This is a genomic window from candidate division WOR-3 bacterium (genome assembly GCA_039803545.1).
Classification (GTDB): Bacteria; Hydrothermota; Hydrothermia; order UBA1063; family UBA1063; genus UBA1063.
This window is the reverse complement of record JBDRYS010000001.1, coordinates 271,152-295,048: the sequence shown is the minus strand read 5'-3', so window position 1 is coordinate 295,048 and position 23,897 is coordinate 271,152. Positions and strand designations below refer to the sequence as shown.

Here is a 23,897-nt window from a genome sequence, read left to right as displayed (position 1 = left end):
TTTATATGAATGTATTAACCCAAAATTGTGAAAAATTCGAAAAATCAACTTCCCAATTTAGAGCGAAAAGTCCTATTGCCTTTCCCTTTCTATAGGTTCTACAAAGAAGCGAATCACCCTGCTCCATTATCTCAACATTCTCAAAACTTTTGAGCTCGCCTAATACTGCAACACTGAAATTTTTAGTCTTTGTTAGCGAGAAAAAGATATCGCCAGGGAATGGGACTTTTAAACCTGCCATATTCAGACCAGCGTAATGACCTGTTTTCCACGCAACTGAGTTCAGGTGTATGTATTTAAACTCCCCCGTAAAGCTATCTTTAACCTTCACCGCGTCACCACCTGAAAAGATTCCTTCATACTGGGTTTCCATAAATTCATTTATTTCAAGATCCGAAATAATAGGACTTGCAACAGTACCCTTTGCCACAATCAAGGCATCGCAAGGAATGTGGCTTCCATCCTTCATATAAACGTAGTTCTCATCGTAAGATTTTATATCATTTTCAAAAATAAGTTTGGCAAATCTTTCAAAATAGCTTGACAGCTTGCTCCCCAATTCATTGTAAACCAAGGTACTTAATGGATACCATGAAGATGAAACAACTGTAGTTTCTATGCCATAGGAAAAAAGAATATCCAAAAGTTCCAAGGTCACCATTCCAAAGCCATATATAACTGCAGTTTTAACCTTCCCACTTAAGATCAATTCTCTTAATCTCAGCATTGAATTGAAGTCACCAGGATAAAAAGCGTTCTCAAAAGAGACAGTCCGGTGGCGGGAACCTGTCCCGATAAACAGTTTGCCATATTTCCATTCCTTACTTGAAGAAAAAACCACCCCTCTTTCAACGTCAACACCTTCGATTCTCTGATTAAACTCAAATTCAATTCCCTCAAGTGGAGTTTTAATCAAATTAGAAGGCTCTATCTCTTTTCTCAAAGCAGAAGGTGCCGCCATTTTTGCAAAGATAAAAGGGGCCTCTGTAATTACTTTAATTTTAGATTCGGGCTTTAATTTCCTTAAAGTCAATGCGCAATTAATGGACGCAGGGCCAGAGCCAATTAATACAAAATCATTCAATCCCAAGTTCCCTTAACTTATTGAACTCAGGCCACCCCTCTTGGTTCCAACCCCTCTTCTCGTAGTAGAGGTTGAGTAGCCTCTCAAACTCTGACTTATCATAGGCTTCACCAGAAGAAGGTCCACTTTTTACAGGGAGGCTAAAGATCCTTTCAGGCAAAGTATCGTGTACTCTTGAAATGCCGGCTTTCCTGTTATAAAGATTCTCAATGTTCCACACCCTTTCCCCTGCCCTGTAGAGATCCTCTGGACCTATCGATATACCCCAGAGAGATTCAATTAAAGTACTATAGTCCTCCAGTTCGTAATATCCTCCTACAAAGGCACAAACACCAAGAGAATCTTGTAATGCTCTCATATTTTGATTATGTATGAGGAAATCTACCTTTTCGTCGGTATATTTCAATCTATACTCTGGGTCGGGGGCATTGTAAACCTCTTGTGAGGTGTTGAACCCTCTCAAATGGCAGGCGCCACGGGTCGAAGTAGCATACCCGATACCCATTCCCTTGATGCCTCTTGGATCGTAAGCGGGAATCTCCTGCCCCTTTACACTCATCGAATACTCCGGATGTCCAAAATGGGACGCTAATTTTAATGAACCCTCTTTTATTAACGCGCCTATGCCCTCATTCTTACCTGCAAGCTCTATGAGTTTCACCATTGCTTCACCATCTCCGAACTTAGCCTCGAAAGGCAAATCTTTTACATGACCATCCTCGTAAAGATCCATTATACAGGCAATCGTTGAACCAAGGGAAATACCATCGAAACCGTACTCGTTGGCAAGGTGGTGGGCCAAAATTACATACTTTAAATCCGTTACGCCTGTAGCACCTCCGAAAGACCATAGGGTCTCATATTCCGGTCCACTTACCAAATACACTTTACCATCATATTCAACCTTGGTTATCCTATTGCAACTTACAGGACATTGGGCACAGGCACCTGCTTTCACCAAATATAGCCTGTTTACTTCAGTTCCATTTATATTTTCGTAACCTTCGAGGTAAGAATTCCTGAAATTCCTTGTAGGAAAAGATCCCGCAAGGTTTATTGTCCTCACATTCCCTGTGGTTCCAAAGGCTTTAAAACGTATAAGACCCTCTGATTGTCTTAAGTAACCGTAAAGTTTATTAATTAAATCCTTATATTTCTGCGGGTTTCCTTTAAATCCAATTTTCGACTTACCAAGAATCGCAATACCCTTTAGCTTTTTACTGCCCATCACCCCACCGGCACCGCCTCTTCCAAGGGCTCTGTGACCATCCACGAATATTCCAGCAATAGGAGACAAGTTCTCCCCTGCGGGACCGATAACAAGGGTCTTACTCTTAGGATGGGTAAGTTTTTTCAGTAAGGTATCCGACTCCGATGTGGTCTTTCCCCACAATTTAGAAGCATCTCCAAATATCACTTCATCACCTTTAACAAAAAGGTAAACAGGAGAATCAGAGGCTCCCTCAATTATGATTACATGGTAATCATCTAAAGCCATCTCCATCCCAAAGTGTCCGCCCGCATTGGTACTGGTTATAGTGCCTGTCAATGGACTCTTGGTTACCGCTGAAAGTCTTGCTGCTCCAGGAACCGTTGTACCAGAGAAGGGACCCGTAGCAAAAACCAGTTTGTTCTCAGACGAATATGGATCTATAGCAGGATTCACTTCCTTGTAAAGAATGTAATCACCTATTCCCCTACCAAGGAGAAACTTCTTAAAGACCTCTTCACTCAACTCCTCAACATAGAAAGTTCTATTAGATAAATTCACCCTCAAAATTCTGAAACTCATCTTCCACCTTCCATCTTATTTACATTTGAAAATTGCTTTATATCGGCACCTTCTTCAACATCGACAAAGGTAATGGCATCCTGCAAACAAACCTTTACACATTCGGGATCGCCTCCGCATAAATCACACTTTATAATAAATTGCATTTCAGGGTCTGGATAAATAAGCCCCCAGGGACAGGCAAAGGTGCACTGTCGACACAGGATACATTTATTCCTGTCGTAATGAACGAGATTGAATTTTTTCTCTAAAGCGCCTGTTGGACAGGCCCTTACACAATAGGCATCGCCACACTGGGTGCAAAATTGAGGGTAGAAGTGGAAAAAAGTCTTGCCCTTTAAGACTCTAATCCTGGAGAACCAGTAGCTGAAGAGTGTGAAATGGCCTAAACTGCAGGCCATTTCACAAAGCCTGCATCCTGTACACTTTTCATAATTTACATTTAGCACTCTCATAATGATATATTTTACACTCCTAAAATCGGAACAAACTCTTTGAAGAAGATGCCTTCAGGGGAGACCTTCGTAGTAAAGGCCAATATATAGTCCGCCTTTTTAAGAACATCGAGATAATTCCTGCCAAAGTCTTCATCCATTTCAAAGTTAGCTGACATATACTTTGCATCTTCTCGCTGAATCACAAAAACAAGCCCCTTTTTACCAGGCCATTGCAGAAGGGTCTTCAAATGCTTGGCACCCCTTATTGTCGGTGCATCGGGGAATAAACCTACCGAATTTTTGACCAAAGTGCAAGATTTAACTTCAATTAGAATTTCATTATTGATAAGAAAGTCGAAACGTGAATCAAGAAAAGTAAACTCACGCTTGATCTCTTTTGCAGTAAAGGGCATTTTTTCGATATTTTCCAAGAACAGATCGTTGGCAAGGTGGGCATTTATAGAAACGAAAATGTTACCATACTTTGCAAGAACTGCCTCGTACTTCGTTTTTCTGTTAGCATTGCCCTTAGAAGCAACATAAACCTCTGCTCCCGGGTAAATAAGTTCTCCAAGCCTACCGGAATTTGGCAAGTACGCCAATTCCAGATTTCCGTTAACTTCGACATAAAGCCTGAATCTTTTCTCCCTTTTAATGACTCTAACTGGAATTAAATCCTGAAAGAACATGCAAAAATTTTAAACGAAAAAACAAGGATAACCGTTAAAACACAGACATTGACCAAAAACTATTGACTGCGACTTCAAATAGAATTAAAATTTCCCAATACAAGGAGGTTAAAATGTTGCTATTGTTAATGTTGTTCTCGTTAAATCAGGCAATCACTGTCACTCGTGCCGAAAATGGCGACTATCTCGAGGCATACAACCTTTGCATGTATGATGATTCAACTTCCTTTCTTGCCTTAGGAATTTACAACCAATCTGATATCTCATCAATCTACGTGTTAAAATATGTTAATACCGACTGGGCCGATGCTCAATTTTGCACGGGGGTGCCTGGACATATCACCGGACTCGATATATTTACTTACCAGGACTCAATCTACTTAGTGGTCTCGGGGGATTCAGGCTATATAAATCTCATCGTTTTATCTGTTCAAAATATCCACCAGGGAAGGAGTGAACAAATTGAAGGTCCATTCCATGTGATAAGATCGGTTAAAACAGACATATATCGGGAAAATGACACTACATATGGCTTTTTGGTATTCTCTTATCCTGGTTCAAACGGTGACGATTCTGTAAAAATAGATAAAGTAAACATGACTGCCGGTTCACATCAAAGGTGGTATATGGTATCCTTTACTCCAACTTACCCAATGGACATAGGATTTAATTCATTCCCTGGAATTTCCCTTTATCACTTTTACTTCTTATATGTGCCACAAAGCGATCCAAACACTTTTTACCCTCACATAGTTACTTACACAAACAATGGCCCCTACAGCGAGCACTATCCCTTCTCCTTAGTAGATGCCCAGCTTCCCTCCTTTGCAGCTACTTCTAACTATGTTATAGATTTCGCAAATCGCATAGATTACCCTGATTCCTTTCTCTACGAGTATAGCGCGACCAGTGGCAGCTCCTGGCAAGGACCTGTAAGAGGCATTGGATTATCCCATTTTTATGTCGAAGGATTTACAATCCAGGATACTTCTTACTTCCCACACCTTTACGTAATAAACGGCAAAATATTCCATAGAATATTTAAATTTCCAGCGGGAAATACAGAACCGTTAATTTCCGAAGAAATGCAAATTTCTGACACCGCCAATTTTGCCGACTTTCCACTCGTCTCAACTTACCATAGCGCCCTCAGGAATTTTTACAGGCCTCTAATGAAATACTCACCATCAAAAAGTTCCATGTGCGCCGTTTGGCACCAAGATTTCTGGCACTATCTTTCGACCCCGCCTTATCTACCTGTCTTAGATAGCACCATTTTGTGGATGGATGTTAATAAAAGTCAAGGAGTGCCAGAAAATATTGCAGGATTCAAAATGAAATGGGACATAAAGGAAGGCCTTCTCACCATAAACTCGAGCAAGCAAGAAGATTACAGCGTTGAAGCCTACAATGTAATGGGCAAATTGGTGCTGAAGACAAAAGCAAAATCTAATGTCCCTACACCATTAAGCCTTTTAAAGAAAGGCATTTACTTCGTCAAGGCCTCGTCTGGAAGTGGAGTAAACAAGGTAATTAAGATACTCAACCCATGAGATGGCAAAGGTTAAAGAAAGGATATCGTACGAAGAGGCACGGAAGATAGTTGAAAAAATTAAAGAAATTCTTAGTAAATATGGCATCACCCACGAAATCTATGGTTCTTTCATAAGAAAAGAAGAGACAATAGGTGATTTGGACTTGCTTCTTCATGAAAAGGACTGCAAAAGGGCAAAAAATCTGCTTAAAGATTTCGACTTTTACTCTCGAATAGAATTCTACTGTATTCCCGATGAATACAAAGAGAGCTGGGAAAGTTTTGCCCTCTATCTAACTGGTTCTGGAGAATTTAACGTATGGATGAGATCGATCGCCAAAAATAAGGGTTATCTTTTAAGCCAGTATGGTCTCTATGATAGAGAAACGGGAAAACTGATTACAAACAAAGAAAAAGAAATCTTTTCGCATCTTGGATTGAAGTACATCCCGCCGGAAAAGAGAATTGCGAAGTTTAGAAAAGAATGGAGAATGTATTTTAAAAGGAGCTAAGAGCCCTGCAATCAATTCTTAAAACTCCCTCAGTTACCGGGAGGACAAGCCTGCGGGTTAAAAATCATATTAATCTAATAACAAACTCAAATACAAGAATTGGTCCTATTAACGAGATACTATACCACCTATGCCTTAGCGTTTTCCCAAATTTTTGAAAAATCTTAAGCTATTGCTCTCTCTTAAGGGTAAAGGTCTATCAATTTAAAAAATATCCACAATCCTAATAATGATCCTGCTACTTGACACATGAAACCTGCCGCATCTGGAAACCTTTCTCGTATAAAATAGCCGATGGCCAGCAATATTAAAACTGCAACCAACACCGCCTTACTTTTTTTATCTTTTCCCATATTTTCGCTAATACCTCTATGTTTCACCTTCTGGTTAATGTTCAAATTGTAAAGGGCAAATAGGTGAGCAAGAGAAAAAAAACAAACTTTCCTTTCAGAAACTTCCACAATGTTCAAAATGTCTGAGTAGACCTTCTGATGGGAACCTTATCTACTTTTTCTCCGTTAAAAGATAACTCTGTCCCTCTTCCACCGGAATGCCGAGTTCCTCAATAATCTCTTTTCTTATTTCCTGAAGCATCTTCTTGTCATCTACAAAAAGGAGATCAACTCTTTCGCCATTCAGCCGCGCTATGGTCTTAGCGGTAAGAAGGCCTATATTGATTGCGTCCATCAAAGCCTTGTCGTCAAAGATGGCCTTCTCTCTTCTGTGGGAATATGCTAATCCCCAGGGTGGAATGATGCACCCCATTGAAGTTAGAGTGGCGACAAGATAACCCGTAGCCCAGGAACCACCATCATCCGCGCCAACTGCTATGGCAGCTGCCACTTTCCCCTCAAGATAACTGGGCTGTCCATATGCTACCATATTTTCCATGGAAGTCATCCGGTCAATGAGGTTCTTCATTTGACCAGAGGGAGCGAACCAGTAAATTGGTGTTGAGAAAATGATTCCATCTGCCTCGTAGATCTTCTGCAAGATTACTTTTCCATAATCATCAAAAATACAGGGGAACTTACAGTAGGGTTCCTCGTCTTTTATACACCCTACACAGGGTTTTATCTCACCATCATACACACTTACAAGCTCTGTTTCGGCACCCAGTCTTGAGGCGCCTTTCAGGGCTGCAATCAAAAGCTGGGCAGAACCACCCGTTTTATGCGGTGATCCTAGAATTCCTAAAACCCTCATAATACCTCCCTAACCTTGCTAAGTCATTGAGTATAATAGATATAAAGAATTTCTTTCGAATTTTCAAGGGATTGAGACGCATTTAGCGTAAAAGCGAGCCAAAAAATGCTAAAAGTTGTCGGGCTATCGGGCCTTTTTAATTCACCTTTTCAAAATCCTGACTTCCTAAAACGCAAGAACCATTCTAAAATTATTAAGTGATAGAACGCTTAATCTTAATCCTGCTTTACATTTACCTTCTTTTGAATCTGCCCTTTCCCAGCATAATAATCAAAAAAATGCCTCTAACAAAGGGAGAGATCAATATCGACTTCGAACCGGTAACTGCATTTTACCGCGCAAAGATAAGGTTATCAGGCAACTTTGACTCACTAAAGGTCGAAGGAAAGGATTACTCCCAAACGGTTTACAATGCATCCTCCCTTGAACTTCCATTAAGTTCAGGCATCAACGAGTTCAATTTATCTATCTACAAAGGTAAAGAACATAGTTCAAAAGCCATCCAGATTTATAAACTTCAGGAAAAAACAAGAATTGCAGTATTTACCCCACAATTTAACCCGCTCTTCAAAGTAATAAATTCTCATGGAACTAAAAGAGGAGACTTGATAACTCAGCCTTTTGTAACAGTCAATAACGACTGGATAACCCTAAAGGAAAACAGCTTAGTCAAGGAGAAAAATCCAGATTTCACCAGCTTCAATGCCTTAATTATTGATAACACAGAAAAGCAAATCCTTTACAGAAGGGTAAAGTTTCCGGTATGCCTTATTGATCGTTCCGAAAATACTGTAAAACTAAACAACGCCTTTATAGTCTCCGACAGGTTCAAATTAAGGGCAGAAAACATCTTCCTTTCACCAGTACAGAGAGAGGTCAAAGACACCATTATATGGATAGAGCCCAACAAAATTCCTCTTTTCTTCCTCGGAGCCGATGGAAACTTTTGCTTTAACCTCGAAAACCTTTTTGAGCTCTCCTTGAAAAGCCCTGAAATTACGGACTCTATCTTAAACGTAATTATCGAGAACATCTCTTACCCAAAATTTAAAATAATCAGTTTAAACCAAGATAACTATTTGTTATGTGAACCACCCCATCTACCCGAATATCTTTTGGTTGAAGCTTCGAGAAATGGCAAGAAAATGCCAACTTCAAGTCTCATTCAGGGCTACCTTAAAATCCTGCCTGAAAAGGAAGTTGATACAATCAAAGTAACAGCAAAGGTTATGGAAAAAGTTATTTACGATACCACCTTTGTTTTGCACAGCAAGCTCAATTATAAGGATAAAAAACAATACAAAGCCAAAATCCATTTTACAGTTTTGCCCTCGCAATCCAGCTCTCTTTTTCTCATTTTGCTTTTTATCTACACTGCTTTAATTTATACTTTTGGAAGAACCAGGAGGCAGAAGGATGAGAATGGTTGACATAATAAAGAAAAAGAGGGATGGCGGTATTTTATCAAGGGAAGAAATTGCCTTTTTTGTGGAAAACTATACCAAAGGGGAAATTCCGGATTATCAAGCCTCTGCACTCCTTATGGCTATTTACTTTAGAGGCATGACTTCTGATGAGACCGTCGCACTCACGGAATATATGATGAAATCAGGGGAAGTTCTCGATCTTACAGATATTCCAGGTCCCAAAGTAGACAAACATTCAACGGGTGGTGTCGGAGACAAAATTTCTCTCCCCCTTGCTCCCATAGTTGCTTCTCTTGGAATCTTCGTTCCGATGATTTCAGGAAGGGCCCTGGGACACACCGGCGGTACCCTTGACAAACTCGAATCAATCAAAGGTCTGACAACCGCAATTTCGCCTGAGAAATTTAAAAAGCAACTCCTTGACATAGGTGTTGTAATGGCAGGCCAGACCGAAAACCTCTGCCCTGCCGACAAAAAACTTTACGCGCTCAGGGATGTGACCGCTACCGTAGAAAGTATTCCACTTATTTCTGCAAGCATAATGTCTAAAAAACTGGCCGAAGGTATTGACGGCCTTGTCTTAGATGTAAAAACAGGTAACGGCGCCTTTATGGCAAAATACGAGGACGCTAAAAAATTAGCCCAAACTATGGTAGAAATCGGTAAAGGAATGGGTAAAAAGGTAAAAGCCTTTATCACCAATATGAACCAGCCTCTTGGCTATAAAATAGGAAACGCATTGGAGGTTGAAGAAACTATCGAGATTCTTAAGGGAAAAGGTCCAGAAGATGTAAGGGAACTCACTTACACCTTGGCAGCTGAGATGTTAATTATTGCAGGAAAAGAAATCTCAAGAGAAGAGGCGCTCAAGAAAGTAGATGAGGCAGTGAAATCAGGAAAAGCACTTAAAAAGTGGGAGGAGCTTGTAAAATACCAAGGCGGTGATCTTGATTACATGTACTCTGAAGAATTCACAAGGACAAATTATTCCTTTGAGTTAAAGGCAAATTCTGATGGATATCTTTATTCTTACAATACTTACGAGGTAGGTGTAGCGGTCTCAATACTTGGAGCAGGGAGAAGCACAAAGGACGACGAAATCGATCACAAGGTTGGTATAATCCTTCACAAAAAAGTTGGTGACGAAGTTAAATCGGGTGAGACAGTTATGGAAATTAAATACAACGATGTAAACAAATTTAATCAAGCTTTGCAACTTTTAAAAAATTGTTACATTGTAAAGAGCGAGAAACCAGCGAAAGAACCTTTGGTCTTTGAAGGCGTGGAATAAATCCTTGATTTTTCCAATAAATGCCACTATAATTTAGTACAATTGGGAGGTTTTTAAAAATGGCAAAACAGATAAAAAAAGTACACAAAGAGGAGTTGAGGCACGACCCAGTTAGAGATGCTATACTTTCAATAATTGCTTTCTTCAAGAAAATTTCGAAATTTAAGTACTTCTGGTATGGCCTTTATGGACTTGGAGGCGTTGTTACAGTCGTAATTGCCGTTATTTTATACAAAAATGCAACTAAACCGAGAATATCAACTGAGGCTGATTTCGTGCTCTTACAGGCAATAGTGTCTATTACCCAACAAGATACCACAAAAGCGCCTCAACTCCTCCAAGAACTTACTACAAAATATAGAACCACAACCGCGGGACAGAGAGCATACTATTACAGTGGTCTTTACTACCAAAAGATGGGAGACAACCAAAAGGCTCTTGGATATTACCGAAAATTTTTAGGTTCCTCCATTGAGGATAAATTGCTTCGAACTTTTACTTACGCAAATCTGTCAGATATATATGTAGATATGAAAAATTTTGGCAAAGCCTTAAATTACATTCAAAAAGCTGAAAAAAGCGCCCCAACGGAGCCTTTAAAAGCATACTATTATTACAAACTGGCAAGGATCTATTATCTAAAAGGCGACATTAAAAAATCGAAAGAAACCCTTGAAGCCTTTAACAAAAAATTCCCCAAATCCTCCCTGACCCAAGCTGTTAATGAAGAGCTACAATTTCTTAAGGGGATGCTCGGGGAGGTGAATTGAATTTTATGAATCTACCCTATTATAATGATTTTACCGCAAGCCTCAAGAAAGTTGTTGAAAGAGCCAAAGAAGAGGCTTCAAAAGAGGGCATTAGTTCCACCGTTAATCTTGAACACTTAATCCTTGGGATTTTAAGTATCCAGGATGGCAGTGCCTATGCTTTTTTAGAAGAAGAAGGTGTTTCTTATGAGCGCTTCAAACGAGCCCTCGATAGATTAAGACCTCCAAGACTTCTCTTAGAGCACCCAATCAGTGCAAAAGAAATAAAATTTAGTGCAAAATGTATCAAAGCCTTTGAACTTGCAAAGGACGAAGCGCTTAAGCTACACAAGCAATATATTGGAACGGAGCACCTCTTACTGGGGATTCTAAGAATCGAAGAAGACGTTACCTACAGGATATTGGTTATTGATTTCAATATCACTTACGAAGTTATACTCGACAAAATCTTAAGGGGTTCGAGAGAGGGTGAAAGAACAGGACTAAAAAGCGGTAAGTTGAAAAACCTTGAAACCTTCTCAACAGATTTAACAAAATTGGCTAAGGAAGGTAAGCTTGACCCTGTAATCGGAAGAGAACGAGAGATTGAAAGGGTTCTTCAAATTCTGGCAAGGAGGAAAAAGAATAATCCAGTTTTGATCGGCGAACCAGGGGTTGGAAAAACCGCCATTGTTGAAGGAATTGCCCAAAGAATTGCACAGGATCAGGTTCCCGACTCTCTCCTGGACAAAAGAATCTTGCAGTTAGATTTAACCGCAATCGTTGCAGGTACTAAATACAGAGGCCAATTCGAGGAGAGGCTTAAAGCCATCGTCGACGAAGCTAAAGAAGCCCCAGATGTAATACTTTTCATTGATGAGCTTCACACCGTGGTCGGCGCCGGCGCAGCAGAAGGTTCTCTTGACGCATCAAACATCTTAAAACCTCCACTTGCAAGGGGACAAATTCAAATAATTGGGGCCACTACCCTTGAAGACTATAGGAAATACATAGAAAAAGACGGTGCCCTTGAAAGAAGATTCCAGCCTGTATTCGTCGATCCTCCAACGGTAGAAGAAACCATTGAAATACTTTATGGTCTTAAAGAAAAATACGAAAGCTTTCACGGCGTTAAATATACAGACGATGCAATAGAAGCGGCTGCGAAGCTATCAGATAGATACATTACCGATCGCTATCTTCCTGATAAAGCGATAGACGTACTGGACGAAGCAGGGGCTAAGGTAAAGCTCAAAACTCAGGAAAACGATGAAGTACTTGAAGAACTCAAAAAAGATTTAGAAAATGTCAAAAGAGCAAAGGAACTTGCAAAAGAAAAGCAGGATTTTGAAACAGCCTCTCTCCTTAAAGAAAGGGAAGACCGATTAAAGGAACAAATCGCAGAGAGAAAAAGAAAATTAAGAAGCAGGGGTGAACCACTGCTCGTAACCAAAGATCATATTGCTGAAATTATTTCCCTCTGGACTGGAATACCAGTTACAAGGCTTGCCGAAAGCGAGATGGAAAAGTTGCTGAAAATGGAAGAAGAAATGCGGAAAAGGATTATCGGACAGGACGAGGCGATCTCTGCTCTTGCGAAGGCAATAAGAAGGTCCCGTGCAGGCATTAAGGATCCAAGAAGGCCAATTGGTTCCTTTATCTTCCTTGGGCCTACAGGTGTTGGAAAAACAGAGACCGCAAAGGTTCTTGCCGAATTTCTATTCAACGATAGGGATGCAGTTATTGAGATCAACATGTCGGAATACATGGAAAAGTTCAATGTTAGCAAGTTGATCGGCGCACCACCAGGGTACGTAGGGTATGAAGAAGGTGGCCAATTAACTGAAAAAGTGAGAAGAAAACCCTATTCAGTTATACTTTTCGATGAATTTGAAAAAGCAGACCCGGAAGTCTTCCACATCCTCTTACAAATAATGGAAGAGGGAGTCCTCACAGACAGCTTTGGACGGAGGGTAAGTTTCAGGAACTCTATAATCATTTTAACATCCAACATTGGAACTAAAAGTCTCAGTAAAAACAAAATGCTTGGTTTCAAGACGGAAGATTTCAATAAGACCTTTGAAGAGACAAAGGAGTTCCTGCTTCAAGAGTTAAAAAATGCAATCCCTCCAGAACTCTATAACCGTCTAGATGAAATCATCATATTCAAACCTCTCACAAGGGAAGACCTATTGAAGATCGTTGACCTTCAGCTTGAGGATCTTGAGGCAAGAATTAAAGAGCTCAACATAAAAATTGAACTTTCACCTGATGCAAAAGAGTTCCTCATTGAAAAAGGTTACGAACCTGAATTCGGTGCAAGACCTTTGAGAAGAACAATAAGAAAGTATGTTGAGGAACCGCTATCAGAACTTATCCTTGGTAAGCACCTAAGTGAAGGAACCTTTGTAAAAGTTTTAAGAAAAGGAGAACAACTCGATTTTGAAGTAATTCAGCCCGAGCCAGTAAAAAAGGGAGGCTAACCTTTGTTCCCCAAAATCCTTGTTTTGCTTTTCGTAGGGCAAACTCTATTAGTTAAAGATGTAAAGGTAGAAAACATCAATTGGTGGGACCAACAAACTATTCTCAATGCCATAGGTATCAAAAAAGGACAAAGCATTTCACCTGCTTCCATAAGGTCTGTCCTCAAAAAGGCATATCTTACTGAGTATTTCAACGACATCTATGTAAAAGCAACTGCTGAAAATCAAAAAGCAGATGTTCTTGTAAAAATCAAAGAAAACCCAAAACTAAAGGAAATTACCTTTGAGGGCCTAAAGGCACTGAAGCCATCCAAAGTAAAAGACACCCTGGGAATAAAAGAAAATATACCAGTAAGCAATGCTACCCTCTTCAAAATAAAGAACTTCCTGCTCGAAGAGTACAAAAACAAAGGATATTACGGGACGGAAGTAAGTTTCAATCTTTCAGAGCCTGATGAAAATGGAAGAGTGAAGGTGTCTGTAAATGTAAAGGAAGGGCAAAAGGCAAGAATCAAGGAAATTATATTCCACGGTAACGACCATTTCTCCTCCAGTAAGCTTAAAAGGGTAATGAAAACGAAGGAGAAGAAATTCGTTATCTTCACTGGGAAATTTGACGAGGAGAAATTTAACGAAGATCTCAAGAGAATCAAAACGTTCTACCTCAATAACGGCTTTCCTGAAGCCAAAGTCGATTCCTTCAAAAATGAAGTTAAAGGTAAAGATCTCTTTGTTCACCTTTACCTTACGGAAGGTAAAAAATACTTTTTCGGTAAGGTTTCCATAGAAGGTAACAAATTTTTCCCAACGGAAGAGCTTCAGAAGAGGATCAAGATTAAAGAGGGAGCTATTTATTCCCAAAAAGGTATAGATAAAACCGTTGAAGAACTCACATCAATATACGGGGACTCAGGTTTCCTATATGTCAACATTACCCCATTTCAGGAAGCCGTGAGAGACTCGAGTATCGACTTAAAGTTTTACATTTTTGAGGGGCCGAGAATCAAAATAAGAAAGATCGACATTGTGGGAAATACAAAAACTCACGATGAAGTTATAAGAAGGGAGCTGGACTTATTCCCCGGCGAGTACTTCTCGAGAGAGAAGCTGATTAAAAGCCAGCGGGATCTTTATTACATGAATTTCTTTGAGAATGTCGAAGTCAACTTCACTCCCACAAAGGATTCCAATCTTGTCGATTTGGTCTTTAAAGTGTCAGAAAAATATACAGGTAACGTAGGCCTTGGCGCTACATACTCTCAGCTCGATGGCCTTTCCTTCTACTTTCAAATACAACAACCCAATTTCAGAGGAAAGGGAGAAATTGTTAACTTTCTAATCGAATACGGATTTAAAAAGAGGAATTTTCAGATTAGTTTTACTGAACCCTGGCTCTTCGGAAAAAAACAGCAGGCTGGTTTCAGCCTCTACTCCCTTACAACCTATTACCCCCAATATACTGTAGCCAAAAACGGGGGCAACATAAGCTACGGTAAAAGACTCTCTAAAAATGATTACTGGAGAATTTTTACTCAGTATACCCTCGAAAAAACCAACGTATATAATATTGACAGCGTCCTCCTTAGCCATCCCTACTATTCCTACTGGGCCCATAAAGGCTGGCAATGGTCCTCAGCAATAAACTATAACCTGTCTTTTGACAACCGGGATAGGGTTTTCAATGCAACCAGAGGCAACATCTTCTCATACCGTGGGGAACTATCCGGTGGGCCCCTCCAAGGTGATATTCACTTTATAAAACAGGAATTCGAATTTTCAAAACTCTTTCCCGTGACTAAATCCTTCATCTCAGCAGCCTCATTAAAAACAGGTTACATCCGCGGAATCTCAAACCCCGATTCAGTGCCTTTCTATGAGAGATTCTTCCTCGGTGATGTTGGCACCTACGGCCTGAGGGGATATGAAGCAAACAGTGTTGGTCCTATCGAAAACGGTGTGAACATAGGTGGAAGGCTTTACTTCATTTTTACCTTTGAACAACGGTACAGGATAAATGACAACATGTACCTCCTTGCATTTTTTGACGCAGGTAATGCCTTCAAGAATGTGAACACAATAAGGCCATTTATCGTCAAAAAAGGTGTAGGTGTAGGATTAAGGATGGAAATACCACTCATGGGTGTTATTGGGTTTGACTTTGCTTATGGAATAGATTCAAAGAAGTGGATGCCCCACATACAGGTGGGAACCTCTTTTTAAGTAAGGAGGTACGCTATGGCCAAAAAGCTAAAATTAGTGCTTCTTATAGCAATTATATTCCTCGCAGGCACCATTAGCGGTTTCATTATAACAGCACAGTTAAGGCTTGCCAATTTAGAGGGAAAAGACTCAAAGCCATATTTCGTTGAAGGCGATTCTGGTACCTTAGAAAGTCCTTTCGTACAAGTTGCCGAAATTGCAACTCCAGCCGTCGTTAACATCTCAACAGAGAGGGTAGTAAAATTCACAAGAAATCCCTTCTTCGACGATAATGATCCTTTTTTTGAACAATTCCGAAAATATTTTGACATTCCCATTCCATCTATCCCAAGGGAATATAAATCCACGAGTCTCGGTTCAGGCTTTATCTTCCAGAGAGACGGTGACAAATATTACATTCTAACCAATAATCACGTAATCAAAAACGCCGATAAGATAATAGTAAAGCTGAACGACGGAACAACAATAACAGGAGACAACGTAAAGGTTGTCGGAACCGATAACAGTACAGATCTTGCAGTGCTATCAATCAAGACAAAGAAAGACCTTCCGGTTCTAAAATTCGGTGATTCTGACAAAATAAGGGTCGGAGACTGGGCAATAGCCGTTGGAAATCCCTTTGGTCTTGAAGGCACATTAACAGTTGGCGTAATCAGTGCAAAAGGGCGTTCAGGTATTCCACTCCCTGAAGGCCCTATTTACGAAAACTTTATTCAAACTGACGCTGCCATTAACCCAGGAAATTCTGGTGGACCGTTGTTGAACATCCGCGGTGAGGTAATTGGCATAAATACCGCAATCACCTCTCCATCGGGTGCCTATGCAGGTGTAGGCTTTGCAATACCGATCAACACAGCAAAATTCGTTGTAGAACAAATATTGAAAAAAGGTAAGGTAACAAGGGGATACATTGGAATCTACCCCCAAGAAATGACTGCCGATTTAGCTAAAACCTACAACCTGGATAAAGTTTATGGTGTTCTTGTAGCAAGAGTAATAAAAGATAGCCCGGCAGAAAAAGCAGGACTTAAAGAGGGGGATGTAATTCTTAAGTTTAATGGTAAAGAGGTCACCAACGTTGAAAATTTCAGGCTTATGGTTGCCCATACCCAACCGGGAGAAGTGGTTACCTTAGAGGTAGTTAGCGAAAACGGTGAAAGGAAAACTCTGAAAGTTAAGGTGGGAGAATATCCCGAACAAAATCCTAAGGAGGAGCAAGAAGATACTACGGGATCTGAGGAGGAAAAAGGTCCTGAAGCAAACTGGCTTGGAATGACGGTAATAAGCACTGAACTCGCAAGACAATACAATTTATATTCAGGCAATGAAAAAGGTGTGGTCGTAAAAGAGGTTGAACCCGGTTCCGTTGCTGACTTTGCAGGTATTATAAGGGGCGACCTGATACAAAAAATCGGGAACTATGAAATTAAAGACATCAGCGATTTCGTTAAGGCTTCAAAGACCTACAAAAACGCATCAGGACCTCTCAGATTTAAGATTCTGAGAAATGGAATGCCCATTTATATTGCCGTGACAATCCGATGATAAGATACCCAAAACACGCAGGTACCTTCTATCCAGACACAAAGGAAGAATTAGAGGTATTCTTTAGAGAGTTTGAAAAGAGAAAAATTTCTACTCCAATTAAATTCGACGTCTATGGCGCTGTTGCACCACATGCGGGTTATGTATATTCAGGACTAACAGCATATAGCACCTACAGGAATATCTTCGATAAAAACTATTATAAAACGGTGGTTATCCTCGGGCCATCTCATTACGTCTATTTTAGAGGAATTGCGGTCTATCCCGAAGGAAAATGGATAAGCCCACTGGGAGAAGCGATCATAGACTCAGAAAGTGCAGGGAAAATCCTAAACAATGATATATTTATCGCGGCTCCTGAAAATCATCTTCGGGAACACTCCATAGAAGTTCAGATTCCCTTTATACAATACTTATCACCGGGCTCAAAGATCTTGCCTCTTCTTGTTGGCGAAATGGAACGTGATGAAATCAGAGAGGCTGGCAAGACCCTATCAAAGCTGCTACTTGGTTCCAAGGAAGTTTTAATTGTAGCGAGCTCGGACCTTTACCATGGATACTCATACAGAGAATGCGTAGAAACTGATAAAAACACAATTGCAAAAATACTGGAATTAAATCCAGAAAGTTTCATAGATGCCTCCCAAAAAGGGTCTATTATGGCCTGCGGTGAAACAGGCATTGCTATATTGCTTTATGCTATAAAGGAGACCTTTGAGACGCCTAAGGCACAGCTTATCCACTACACAAATTCCGCAGATATTACAGGAATTAAGGGAGGATACGTTGTAGGATATGCAGGGATAGCGATGGGGGTGTGAAATGGAGACCCTTACCCTAACTAAAGAAGAAAAAAAGGTATTACTGGAATTAGCAAGGAAGTCAATAGAAAACAAACTTAATGGTCAAAAAGACCCTGTCTTAGAAAACCCGACTCCGAACCTACTTAAGGAAGTCGGTGCCTTCGTCACCCTTAAAAAACATGGTGAACTCAGAGGATGCATAGGTTACATCACGGGCATCAAACCTTTATGGAAAGCCATTGTAGACCTGGCAAAGGAATCCGCTTTCCATGATCCACGGTTTTACCCTGTAAGAAAAGAAGAATTAAAAGACATTGAGATTGAAATCTCCGTTTTAACACCGCTTCAAAAAATCGACGACATAAACAAAATAGAAGTGGGTAGGCACGGAATTTTAATCAAAAGAGGATTCTACCAGGGCCTGCTACTTCCTCAAGTTGCCGTTGAAGAAAACTGGGATAGAATTACCTTTCTGGACCATACCTGCTTAAAAGCAGGACTTTATCCAGGATGCTGGAAGGACGAAAAAACAGAAATCTACATTTTTGAAGCCTTAATTTTCAGTGAAAAGGACTTAAAATAGAAAATTATATCCAGCCTTAACCTTGCTTGTTGCTGTCAAGCTTTTAGAATAAAATCCATCAATAAAAAACTCTCCACTCCCGAAGGGCCTTTTTATGGATAGATTGATTCCATACCTCTTCGCAGTTGGAAGTACCGTAGGAAGAGCACTCGGAGAATTTAAAGGAAAATTCAAGTAAAACGAGCCTACAACCCTGAATTTTTCTGAGGCTTTAAACACGCTACCTTCAAGATGTAGACCGGGAAAGTTGACGGACTCAAAATAGGTGTAATCCAGCCCAGAAGTCAACGACATAAAAGTAAACGTAAAGGTAAGGTATCCGCTCCAAATGGAATAGTTAACCGGCGTCTCAAAGCAATCTCTATACTTCAAGTTCAAAAAAATCGGCTTTAATAGGGGAAATTTGAGACCAATCTCACTATTTTCTGTCTTATGCCCATTTAAAACATTGGAAAGGTTTCTAACCGATCTTTGCCAATTGAATTCCAGCTGATTTTTTCTCAAATCTACTGAAATGAGCGTGTAATCAGTAAACTCGGAATAGGTTCTTTCAAACCGCGCGGATCCAACAAAAGTGTAATCAAAATCAACTCCAAAGGAATAAGACTTCTGAAGCGTCGTATCCATAACTCCAAGGACTACCAACTCCCTCTCGTATCCTCCGTTAATATCAGGAACGAAAATCCCTGTCCTTTCGTCATAGTTAAACATTCCCATTGGAGAGGGGTAATATCTCTCCTCCTGAAGAGGCAGAAAGACGGGCACAAAAGAAAAAGATCCATTAACTGACAGGCCACCTACAAGCTTAGATGTGCCGCCGAGGCTGTACAACAAAGTTTTCTGATACTCCGGAAGATAAAGGAACTCGGCAGATAAATGGTTCTCATCGGAATTATAATTAAAACCGGCCTTAGAAAACAAAGAAACTTTTTTAGCCAACGCGAAATTAACACCGATAAGGTATTCAAAACCATGTAAAGAGTCATATAAAAAAGCCTTAGCGCTGCTGCCCTTAGAGATTAGAAGATTAAGAGATGGCAACTTTTTAAAGTCAAAACCTGCAAGCATTTTAAAACCCAGAGTATCAGTTTTACTCAAAATTCCTTGAGCATGAAAGGGACCCACTTGATTTACAAGAGAAACAAGGTAAGAAACCTTTTCTTCCGTAGCCCTTACAGAACTTTTTAAAGAAGTCCCTACCCTTTTAGAATCGAAAAATAGGTTAATCTGGTGGGAAAAGCCCTTATCCTCTGTGCCCCACAGAGGGTCTATTTCCCCGTCTATGGTAGAAAAGTTGGAACTTTGATTACGCCAGTTGAATTGAAAATCAAAAGCCTTTGTATGAAAATCCCGACCTAATTCAAAATCGTAGCCGAGATTATCACCATCATCTTTAGGGCTTAAAGTATTAAGGTCCCTATAACTTACCCTTCCTGAAAACCTAAATAGTCCATCATAACTAAACTTTCCAAGCAGAAAATCGGTAGGGGGATAAAGATCAATCTCGGGTTCGTAAAGCCCGTTACCTTTGCCTACGAACTTATATCCTCCGATTAAATTATCAAAGACATAGCTACCCTGGCCTTGGCCTTTAAATTTAAAATAGACCTGATAATCACCCCTACCCTGCCCTACAAAAACATAAATAGAATCCTGTAAAATATAATCCCCCTTTCCCGTTCTGATACCTCCACGATAGGGCTCTGATGCACAGGAATCCCCCTTCATCCTTAGGTAATCCAAAATTTCTGCAGGAAAACCAGAATAAAATCCCTCCACGGAATTGAGCCTTTTTAGTTCGAAAATAAAATGGCCTGACCTTCCCCTTACACCTGAAAAAAGGGAGGGAGCATACGAATAGGTGCTATATTCTACATAAATAACATCACCTGGCAAGATCCTCAATCCCTTGAAATAAAGGGAACCAGTGGAGTAATCAAAGGAATAATTTGCCTTATCCAGAGTAAAACCGTTCAAGAAAACTCGAACCGAACCCGGTACTATCAAATAACCATAATCCACAAAATAAGGCCCGTCATAAAAATCCCTGTACTCAATAACCTTTTTCTTCCTTGTTTGTTCTGTGCTGCCGTAAACTGCTTCATAATTCTTATAATCAGCTTCAAAGCCAAGGAGTTTTCTGCCTTCATAGAAAAACTTCCCAAGGTCCAACGAAAGACCTCTCCGATCCCTAACACTCAAATAAATTTCATCAAGATCTCCAAGGGATTTGCTATAATAGTCATTCCCATAATAGGTAAAATTATCCTTAAGGCGGGCGCTTAGGGTCATAGATTCTGTAAGTTTACCCTGTAACTTCAAATCAAGAGATTGCGAAAGGTCTAAATTTAAACCCTGAAAGACAACAAATACGCCCTTTGAACCTTCAAAATTGAAAACCTGCGAGACTGTATCTACATGCGCTTCCTCGGTAACAAAATTAACTGTACTCTCCTCAACAACCCGCGGGTTTGTGAAGATTAATGTGTCAGCAACAAGAAAAAACAAAAGAAAAATCACTTACTTCACATTCAGCACCGCTTTTATTATTTTCTCATCAACGCCGTATTTTAAAAGGAATTGTTCTCTTTCCTTTTTGATTCTAATTACCCATTCATTGTATTCGTTCAATCTGCCCTGCTTTTCGTAAAGTATCCTGGGATAAAGAATTTCAGCAGGCACCTTTTCCAGGAGTTTTTGATTTTCCGGGGCATTAACATCTACAATCCAGTAGCCAAAATCGGGATCCTCCATCCATTTAATTTCGTTTCTAAAGAGTGCCTCCAGCATAGCGGTAGAATGGGATATCTTTACTTTAAGAGCTATTCCCTTTTTCTCATCCAGCTGATCTCCTCCCACATAGCCGGTATTCATCATCCAAGTAATAAGCCCAGGGTTTTTGGCCATAAGCTCACGAAATCTCTCAGCCTGTAGTTTGTGATTAAGTGGGAAAAAGGGCTGAGTAAATGGAGATCTCGTCTTTCCTCGTTCTTTACCAGCTGCAGAAGTCTTCGAAGTTTCTCCGAGCATAAAATAACCAGAAGCAATCTCAGGATTTGGGAATAGAACGATACCTGGAGTCGCGGCATCCTTGCCCTCGTCACGATTAAGGATGCCAACATACTTTAAAGGCGGAAGATTATTCAAATCGGCTACATTCTCAATGGCTTTCAGAGGAATGATGGAACGTCCATTTTGCGTCCATACAACAAAATCCCATCCGTCCTTTGGGATTCCGTATTCATCAACCACTTCCTCAAACTTCACCTCTCCATTTATATAGGCATCAACATGGGCTGGATCACTTCCCGTTAAAATAAATATCTCTCTGTACCTTTTTACCTCTTGTGGTGTAAGTGCCTCCTTTGAAAAATCGTAAGTTCCATCCTCATTCATATAAACATTTTCAACCCAGGCAGAAGGGTCAATAGTACCCTTATAAATGACCGGTTCTGTTTTCTCTGTAAGCCCAAAGGTCTTTGCAAAACAGCCGTTCTCCGTCACTGTATAAGAACCATCGGGCCAGAGAGTGATCATATCATCCTGGATGGGCATGGAATGTTCCCCATGCTTAGCAAAAGTGGTGGTAGTCTTGCCGGTTCCGGAGAGTCCAAGTATTGCAACAGCATAATCTTTCCCGTCAATTCTTACAGACTTCGCTCCAGCATGAAGGACAAGTCCGCCCTTCAAATAGAAGTAGTGATTTAACATCCTTAAAATACCTTTTTTGCTTTCACCGAAGTAGTCTGAATTGATCACATAGGTCACGTAATTTTCAAGGTCAACTAAGATTGCCATTTTACCCGGAAGGTCATCAAGTTCAAGTCCGGGCGTGTAAACAACTTTAAATACAGGTTTAAATTCCTTTTTATACCACTCGGGCCCCTCGACTTCCTCCCGAGAAAACATCATTACTTGTTGCATCCCAGCAACATTCGCTGCTTCAAGGGTGTAAAAAGCCTGTATGGGAACTGCGGTTTCCCCAATACCATAATATCCCTGAATTTCTATTAGTTCACCTTTCCTTTCGATAAACTCTTTCTGAAGGTTTATGTACTTCTCAGCCCTCTCCGGGCTCATAACGGCAGAAGAAAACTCCGAAGCTCTGCTTCCATCCGCTATAATGTAAGTAAACTTTTCCATTCTGGCTTTACGCAGAGTTATCCTGTTGATATTGCCGTAAGCAGACACAAGACAGGTGGGTATGTGCTTCAATGCCAGCTCCCTCAACTCCTGCTGTGAAGGATTGACATGATATTTTACGTTAAAGGGTTTATCCTTTTTTGCAACAATCTCTCTAATTGACATCTCTGTCTCCTTTTTTTATAAGACAAGGTCCTTTGGTACGAAGGTCAAATTAACGGTCCTTCCCTCTTTATCAATGTATAGGGTGTCCTCAATTCTAATTCCAAACCCCTTAGAAGGATAATACAACCCTGGTTCAATGGTAAAAACATCACCCTTTTCAAGGGTGTGTTCAGAGTTTAAATTTATAACGGGGAGTTCATGTACATCAAGACCTACACCGTGACCAAGGCTATGAACATATCCCTCCTGAGCCTGAGGATTTTTCCTCAGCGTCTCATGGCCCTTTGACTCAAAATAGTTTACGACAAGTTCTTCTAACTCCTTACAAGCCTTACCCTCTACCGCTTGTTTCACAGCCTCTTCCTGAATATATCTAACCTGCTCAAAGGCATCGATTACATCCTCAGATGGTTCCCCAAAGGAATAGGTTCTTGTCATATCGAAATAAAAGCCGCCCCCATACTCTCTCGGGTAAATATCAAATACGATGGGAGTGCCAACTTTAATGGGCTCTTCATCATTACCGTGATTATGGGGAACTCCACCATCTCTACCCTGGGCTATAATCATGCCAGAAGAGTCAATCAGCCCTCTTTTTATTAATTCATTTCTAAGAAAAACCCTTGCTGCACCAATTGTAACAGGCCTACCATTATCCTCAAGGTATCCACTGGAACGGTCTAACTTTTTCAAGTAGTCAATCAAAACCAGAAAAGCTTCTTGGGTTCTTGTGGCAACAGACATCAACCTTTCTATTTCCTCTTCTGTCTTCTGCCGCCTTGCAATATAAATGATGTCTTCCTTAATTGGTGGAAACTGAATGCCACTTAGCTCTGAAGAAATTCTCTTAAAAACTTCCAGTGAGACGTTATTGAACCTTTCGCCCTGGAAATAGACTTTTCCCCTTACCCCAAATCTCTCGAAGATCCTCTTATAATAGGCAAAACCCCGTTCCACTGGATCCTTAATTTGGTTTAAGTCTCTAAGATTCAAGGAGGAGAAAGAAACGAGACTAAAGTCAGCAAGATGCTTCACATTATCGCGCTCCATATCAATGTGAATAAGAATAGGAGATTTACCTCTTTCCTTAAGGAAGATGCCCGAACCGATATGCGCACCCCTTGTAAGATAGAAGAGGGAAGTAGCGGATCCGCTTCCCTCAACAACTACCCAATCAACACCATACTTCTCCATTAAAAGATCAATTCTTTCAGGATTCATGCGATAATATTAA

At 40.3% G+C, this 23,897-nt stretch carries 19 protein-coding genes; 10 read left to right on the top strand and 9 right to left on the bottom strand.

Annotated features, from left to right (window positions below; genetic code table 11):
- Nucleotide 1: 1 nt before the first annotated feature.
- From ABIM45_01325 to sfsA, 4 genes are read right to left on the bottom strand one after another with little or no spacing between them, the layout of a single operon-like run.
- Nucleotides 2-1,084 (bottom strand): FAD/NAD(P)-binding oxidoreductase, encoded by a 1,083-nt coding sequence (locus ABIM45_01325; protein ID MEO0238555.1) that lies wholly within the window; start codon nt 1,082-1,084, stop codon nt 2-4.
- Nucleotides 1,077-2,876: an aldehyde ferredoxin oxidoreductase family protein gene (locus ABIM45_01320; GenBank protein ID MEO0238554.1), complete on the bottom strand. Its 1,800-nt coding sequence runs from the start codon at nt 2,874-2,876 to the stop codon at nt 1,077-1,079. Before ABIM45_01320 ends, ABIM45_01325 begins: the two co-directional genes overlap by 8 nt.
- Nucleotides 2,873-3,331 (bottom strand): 4Fe-4S dicluster domain-containing protein, encoded by a 459-nt coding sequence (locus tag ABIM45_01315; GenBank protein MEO0238553.1) that lies wholly within the window; start codon nt 3,329-3,331, stop codon nt 2,873-2,875. Before ABIM45_01315 ends, ABIM45_01320 begins: the two co-directional genes overlap by 4 nt.
- An 11-nt stretch (nt 3,332-3,342) precedes the next feature.
- A complete protein-coding gene (gene sfsA, locus ABIM45_01310) occupies nt 3,343-4,002 on the bottom strand; it encodes a DNA/RNA nuclease SfsA (protein MEO0238552.1) in 660 nt (219 codons plus the stop codon).
- Nucleotides 4,003-4,115: 113 nt separating this feature from the next.
- Between sfsA and ABIM45_01305 the strand changes: the two genes are divergently transcribed.
- Complete coding sequence (locus tag ABIM45_01305) at nt 4,116-5,555, top strand: T9SS type A sorting domain-containing protein (protein ID MEO0238551.1); 1,440 nt, start codon at nt 4,116-4,118, stop codon at nt 5,553-5,555.
- A gap of 1 nt (nt 5,556) precedes the next feature.
- Complete coding sequence (locus ABIM45_01300) at nt 5,557-6,048, top strand: hypothetical protein (GenBank protein MEO0238550.1); 492 nt, start codon at nt 5,557-5,559, stop codon at nt 6,046-6,048.
- 182 nt (nt 6,049-6,230) lie between these two features.
- On the opposite strand, the gene ABIM45_01295 is transcribed toward ABIM45_01300, so the two are convergent.
- Complete coding sequence (locus tag ABIM45_01295; protein ID MEO0238549.1) at nt 6,231-6,401, bottom strand: hypothetical protein; 171 nt, start codon at nt 6,399-6,401, stop codon at nt 6,231-6,233.
- A 151-nt stretch (nt 6,402-6,552) separates the two neighbouring features.
- On the bottom strand, nt 6,553-7,254 hold the full coding sequence (locus tag ABIM45_01290) for a flavodoxin family protein (GenBank protein MEO0238548.1): 702 nt from the start codon (nt 7,252-7,254) through the stop codon (nt 6,553-6,555).
- A gap of 197 nt (nt 7,255-7,451) precedes the next feature.
- On the opposite strand from ABIM45_01290, the gene ABIM45_01285 reads away from it, so the two are divergent.
- From ABIM45_01285 to amrA, 8 genes are read left to right on the top strand one after another with little or no spacing between them, the layout of a single operon-like run.
- A complete protein-coding gene (locus ABIM45_01285; protein ID MEO0238547.1) occupies nt 7,452-8,684 on the top strand; it encodes a hypothetical protein in 1,233 nt (410 codons plus the stop codon).
- Nucleotides 8,677-9,972 carry a thymidine phosphorylase gene (locus ABIM45_01280; protein ID MEO0238546.1) on the top strand — a complete coding sequence of 432 codons (1,296 nt, stop codon included), beginning with the start codon at nt 8,677-8,679 and terminating at the stop codon, nt 9,970-9,972. The genes ABIM45_01285 and ABIM45_01280 overlap by 8 nt, the downstream gene beginning before the upstream one ends.
- A gap of 59 nt (nt 9,973-10,031) precedes the next feature.
- Complete coding sequence (locus ABIM45_01275) at nt 10,032-10,742, top strand: tetratricopeptide repeat protein (protein MEO0238545.1); 711 nt, start codon at nt 10,032-10,034, stop codon at nt 10,740-10,742.
- Between the two features lie 5 nt (nt 10,743-10,747).
- Nucleotides 10,748-13,204: an ATP-dependent Clp protease ATP-binding subunit gene (locus ABIM45_01270; GenBank protein ID MEO0238544.1), complete on the top strand. Its 2,457-nt coding sequence runs from the start codon at nt 10,748-10,750 to the stop codon at nt 13,202-13,204.
- Nucleotides 13,205-13,207: 3 nt separating this feature from the next.
- A complete protein-coding gene (gene bamA, locus ABIM45_01265; protein ID MEO0238543.1) occupies nt 13,208-15,424 on the top strand; it encodes an outer membrane protein assembly factor BamA in 2,217 nt (738 codons plus the stop codon).
- Between the two features lie 15 nt (nt 15,425-15,439).
- Nucleotides 15,440-16,969, top strand: a complete 1,530-nt coding sequence (locus ABIM45_01260) for a DegQ family serine endoprotease (GenBank protein ID MEO0238542.1) — start codon at nt 15,440-15,442, stop codon at nt 16,967-16,969.
- Complete coding sequence (gene amrB, locus ABIM45_01255; GenBank protein ID MEO0238541.1) at nt 16,966-17,790, top strand: AmmeMemoRadiSam system protein B; 825 nt, start codon at nt 16,966-16,968, stop codon at nt 17,788-17,790. Before ABIM45_01260 ends, amrB begins: the two co-directional genes overlap by 4 nt.
- A gap of 1 nt (nt 17,791) precedes the next feature.
- Nucleotides 17,792-18,355 carry an AmmeMemoRadiSam system protein A gene (amrA, locus tag ABIM45_01250; GenBank protein ID MEO0238540.1) on the top strand — a complete coding sequence of 188 codons (564 nt, stop codon included), beginning with the start codon at nt 17,792-17,794 and terminating at the stop codon, nt 18,353-18,355.
- Here amrA and ABIM45_01245 read toward each other — a convergent pair.
- Genes ABIM45_01245 through ABIM45_01235 form a run of 3 tightly spaced genes read right to left on the bottom strand, consistent with a single transcriptional unit; the run spans nt 18,347 to nt 23,884 of the window.
- Nucleotides 18,347-20,875: a hypothetical protein gene (locus ABIM45_01245; GenBank protein MEO0238539.1), complete on the bottom strand. Its 2,529-nt coding sequence runs from the start codon at nt 20,873-20,875 to the stop codon at nt 18,347-18,349. The two genes, amrA and ABIM45_01245, sit on opposite strands and share 9 nt — an antisense overlap.
- Entirely contained in the window at nt 20,876-22,663 is a 1,788-nt protein-coding gene (locus ABIM45_01240; GenBank protein MEO0238538.1) for a phosphoenolpyruvate carboxykinase (ATP), read from the bottom strand.
- 15 nt (nt 22,664-22,678) lie between these two features.
- On the bottom strand, nt 22,679-23,884 hold the full coding sequence (locus tag ABIM45_01235; GenBank protein MEO0238537.1) for a Xaa-Pro peptidase family protein: 1,206 nt from the start codon (nt 23,882-23,884) through the stop codon (nt 22,679-22,681).
- Nucleotides 23,885-23,897: the final 13 nt, after the last annotated feature.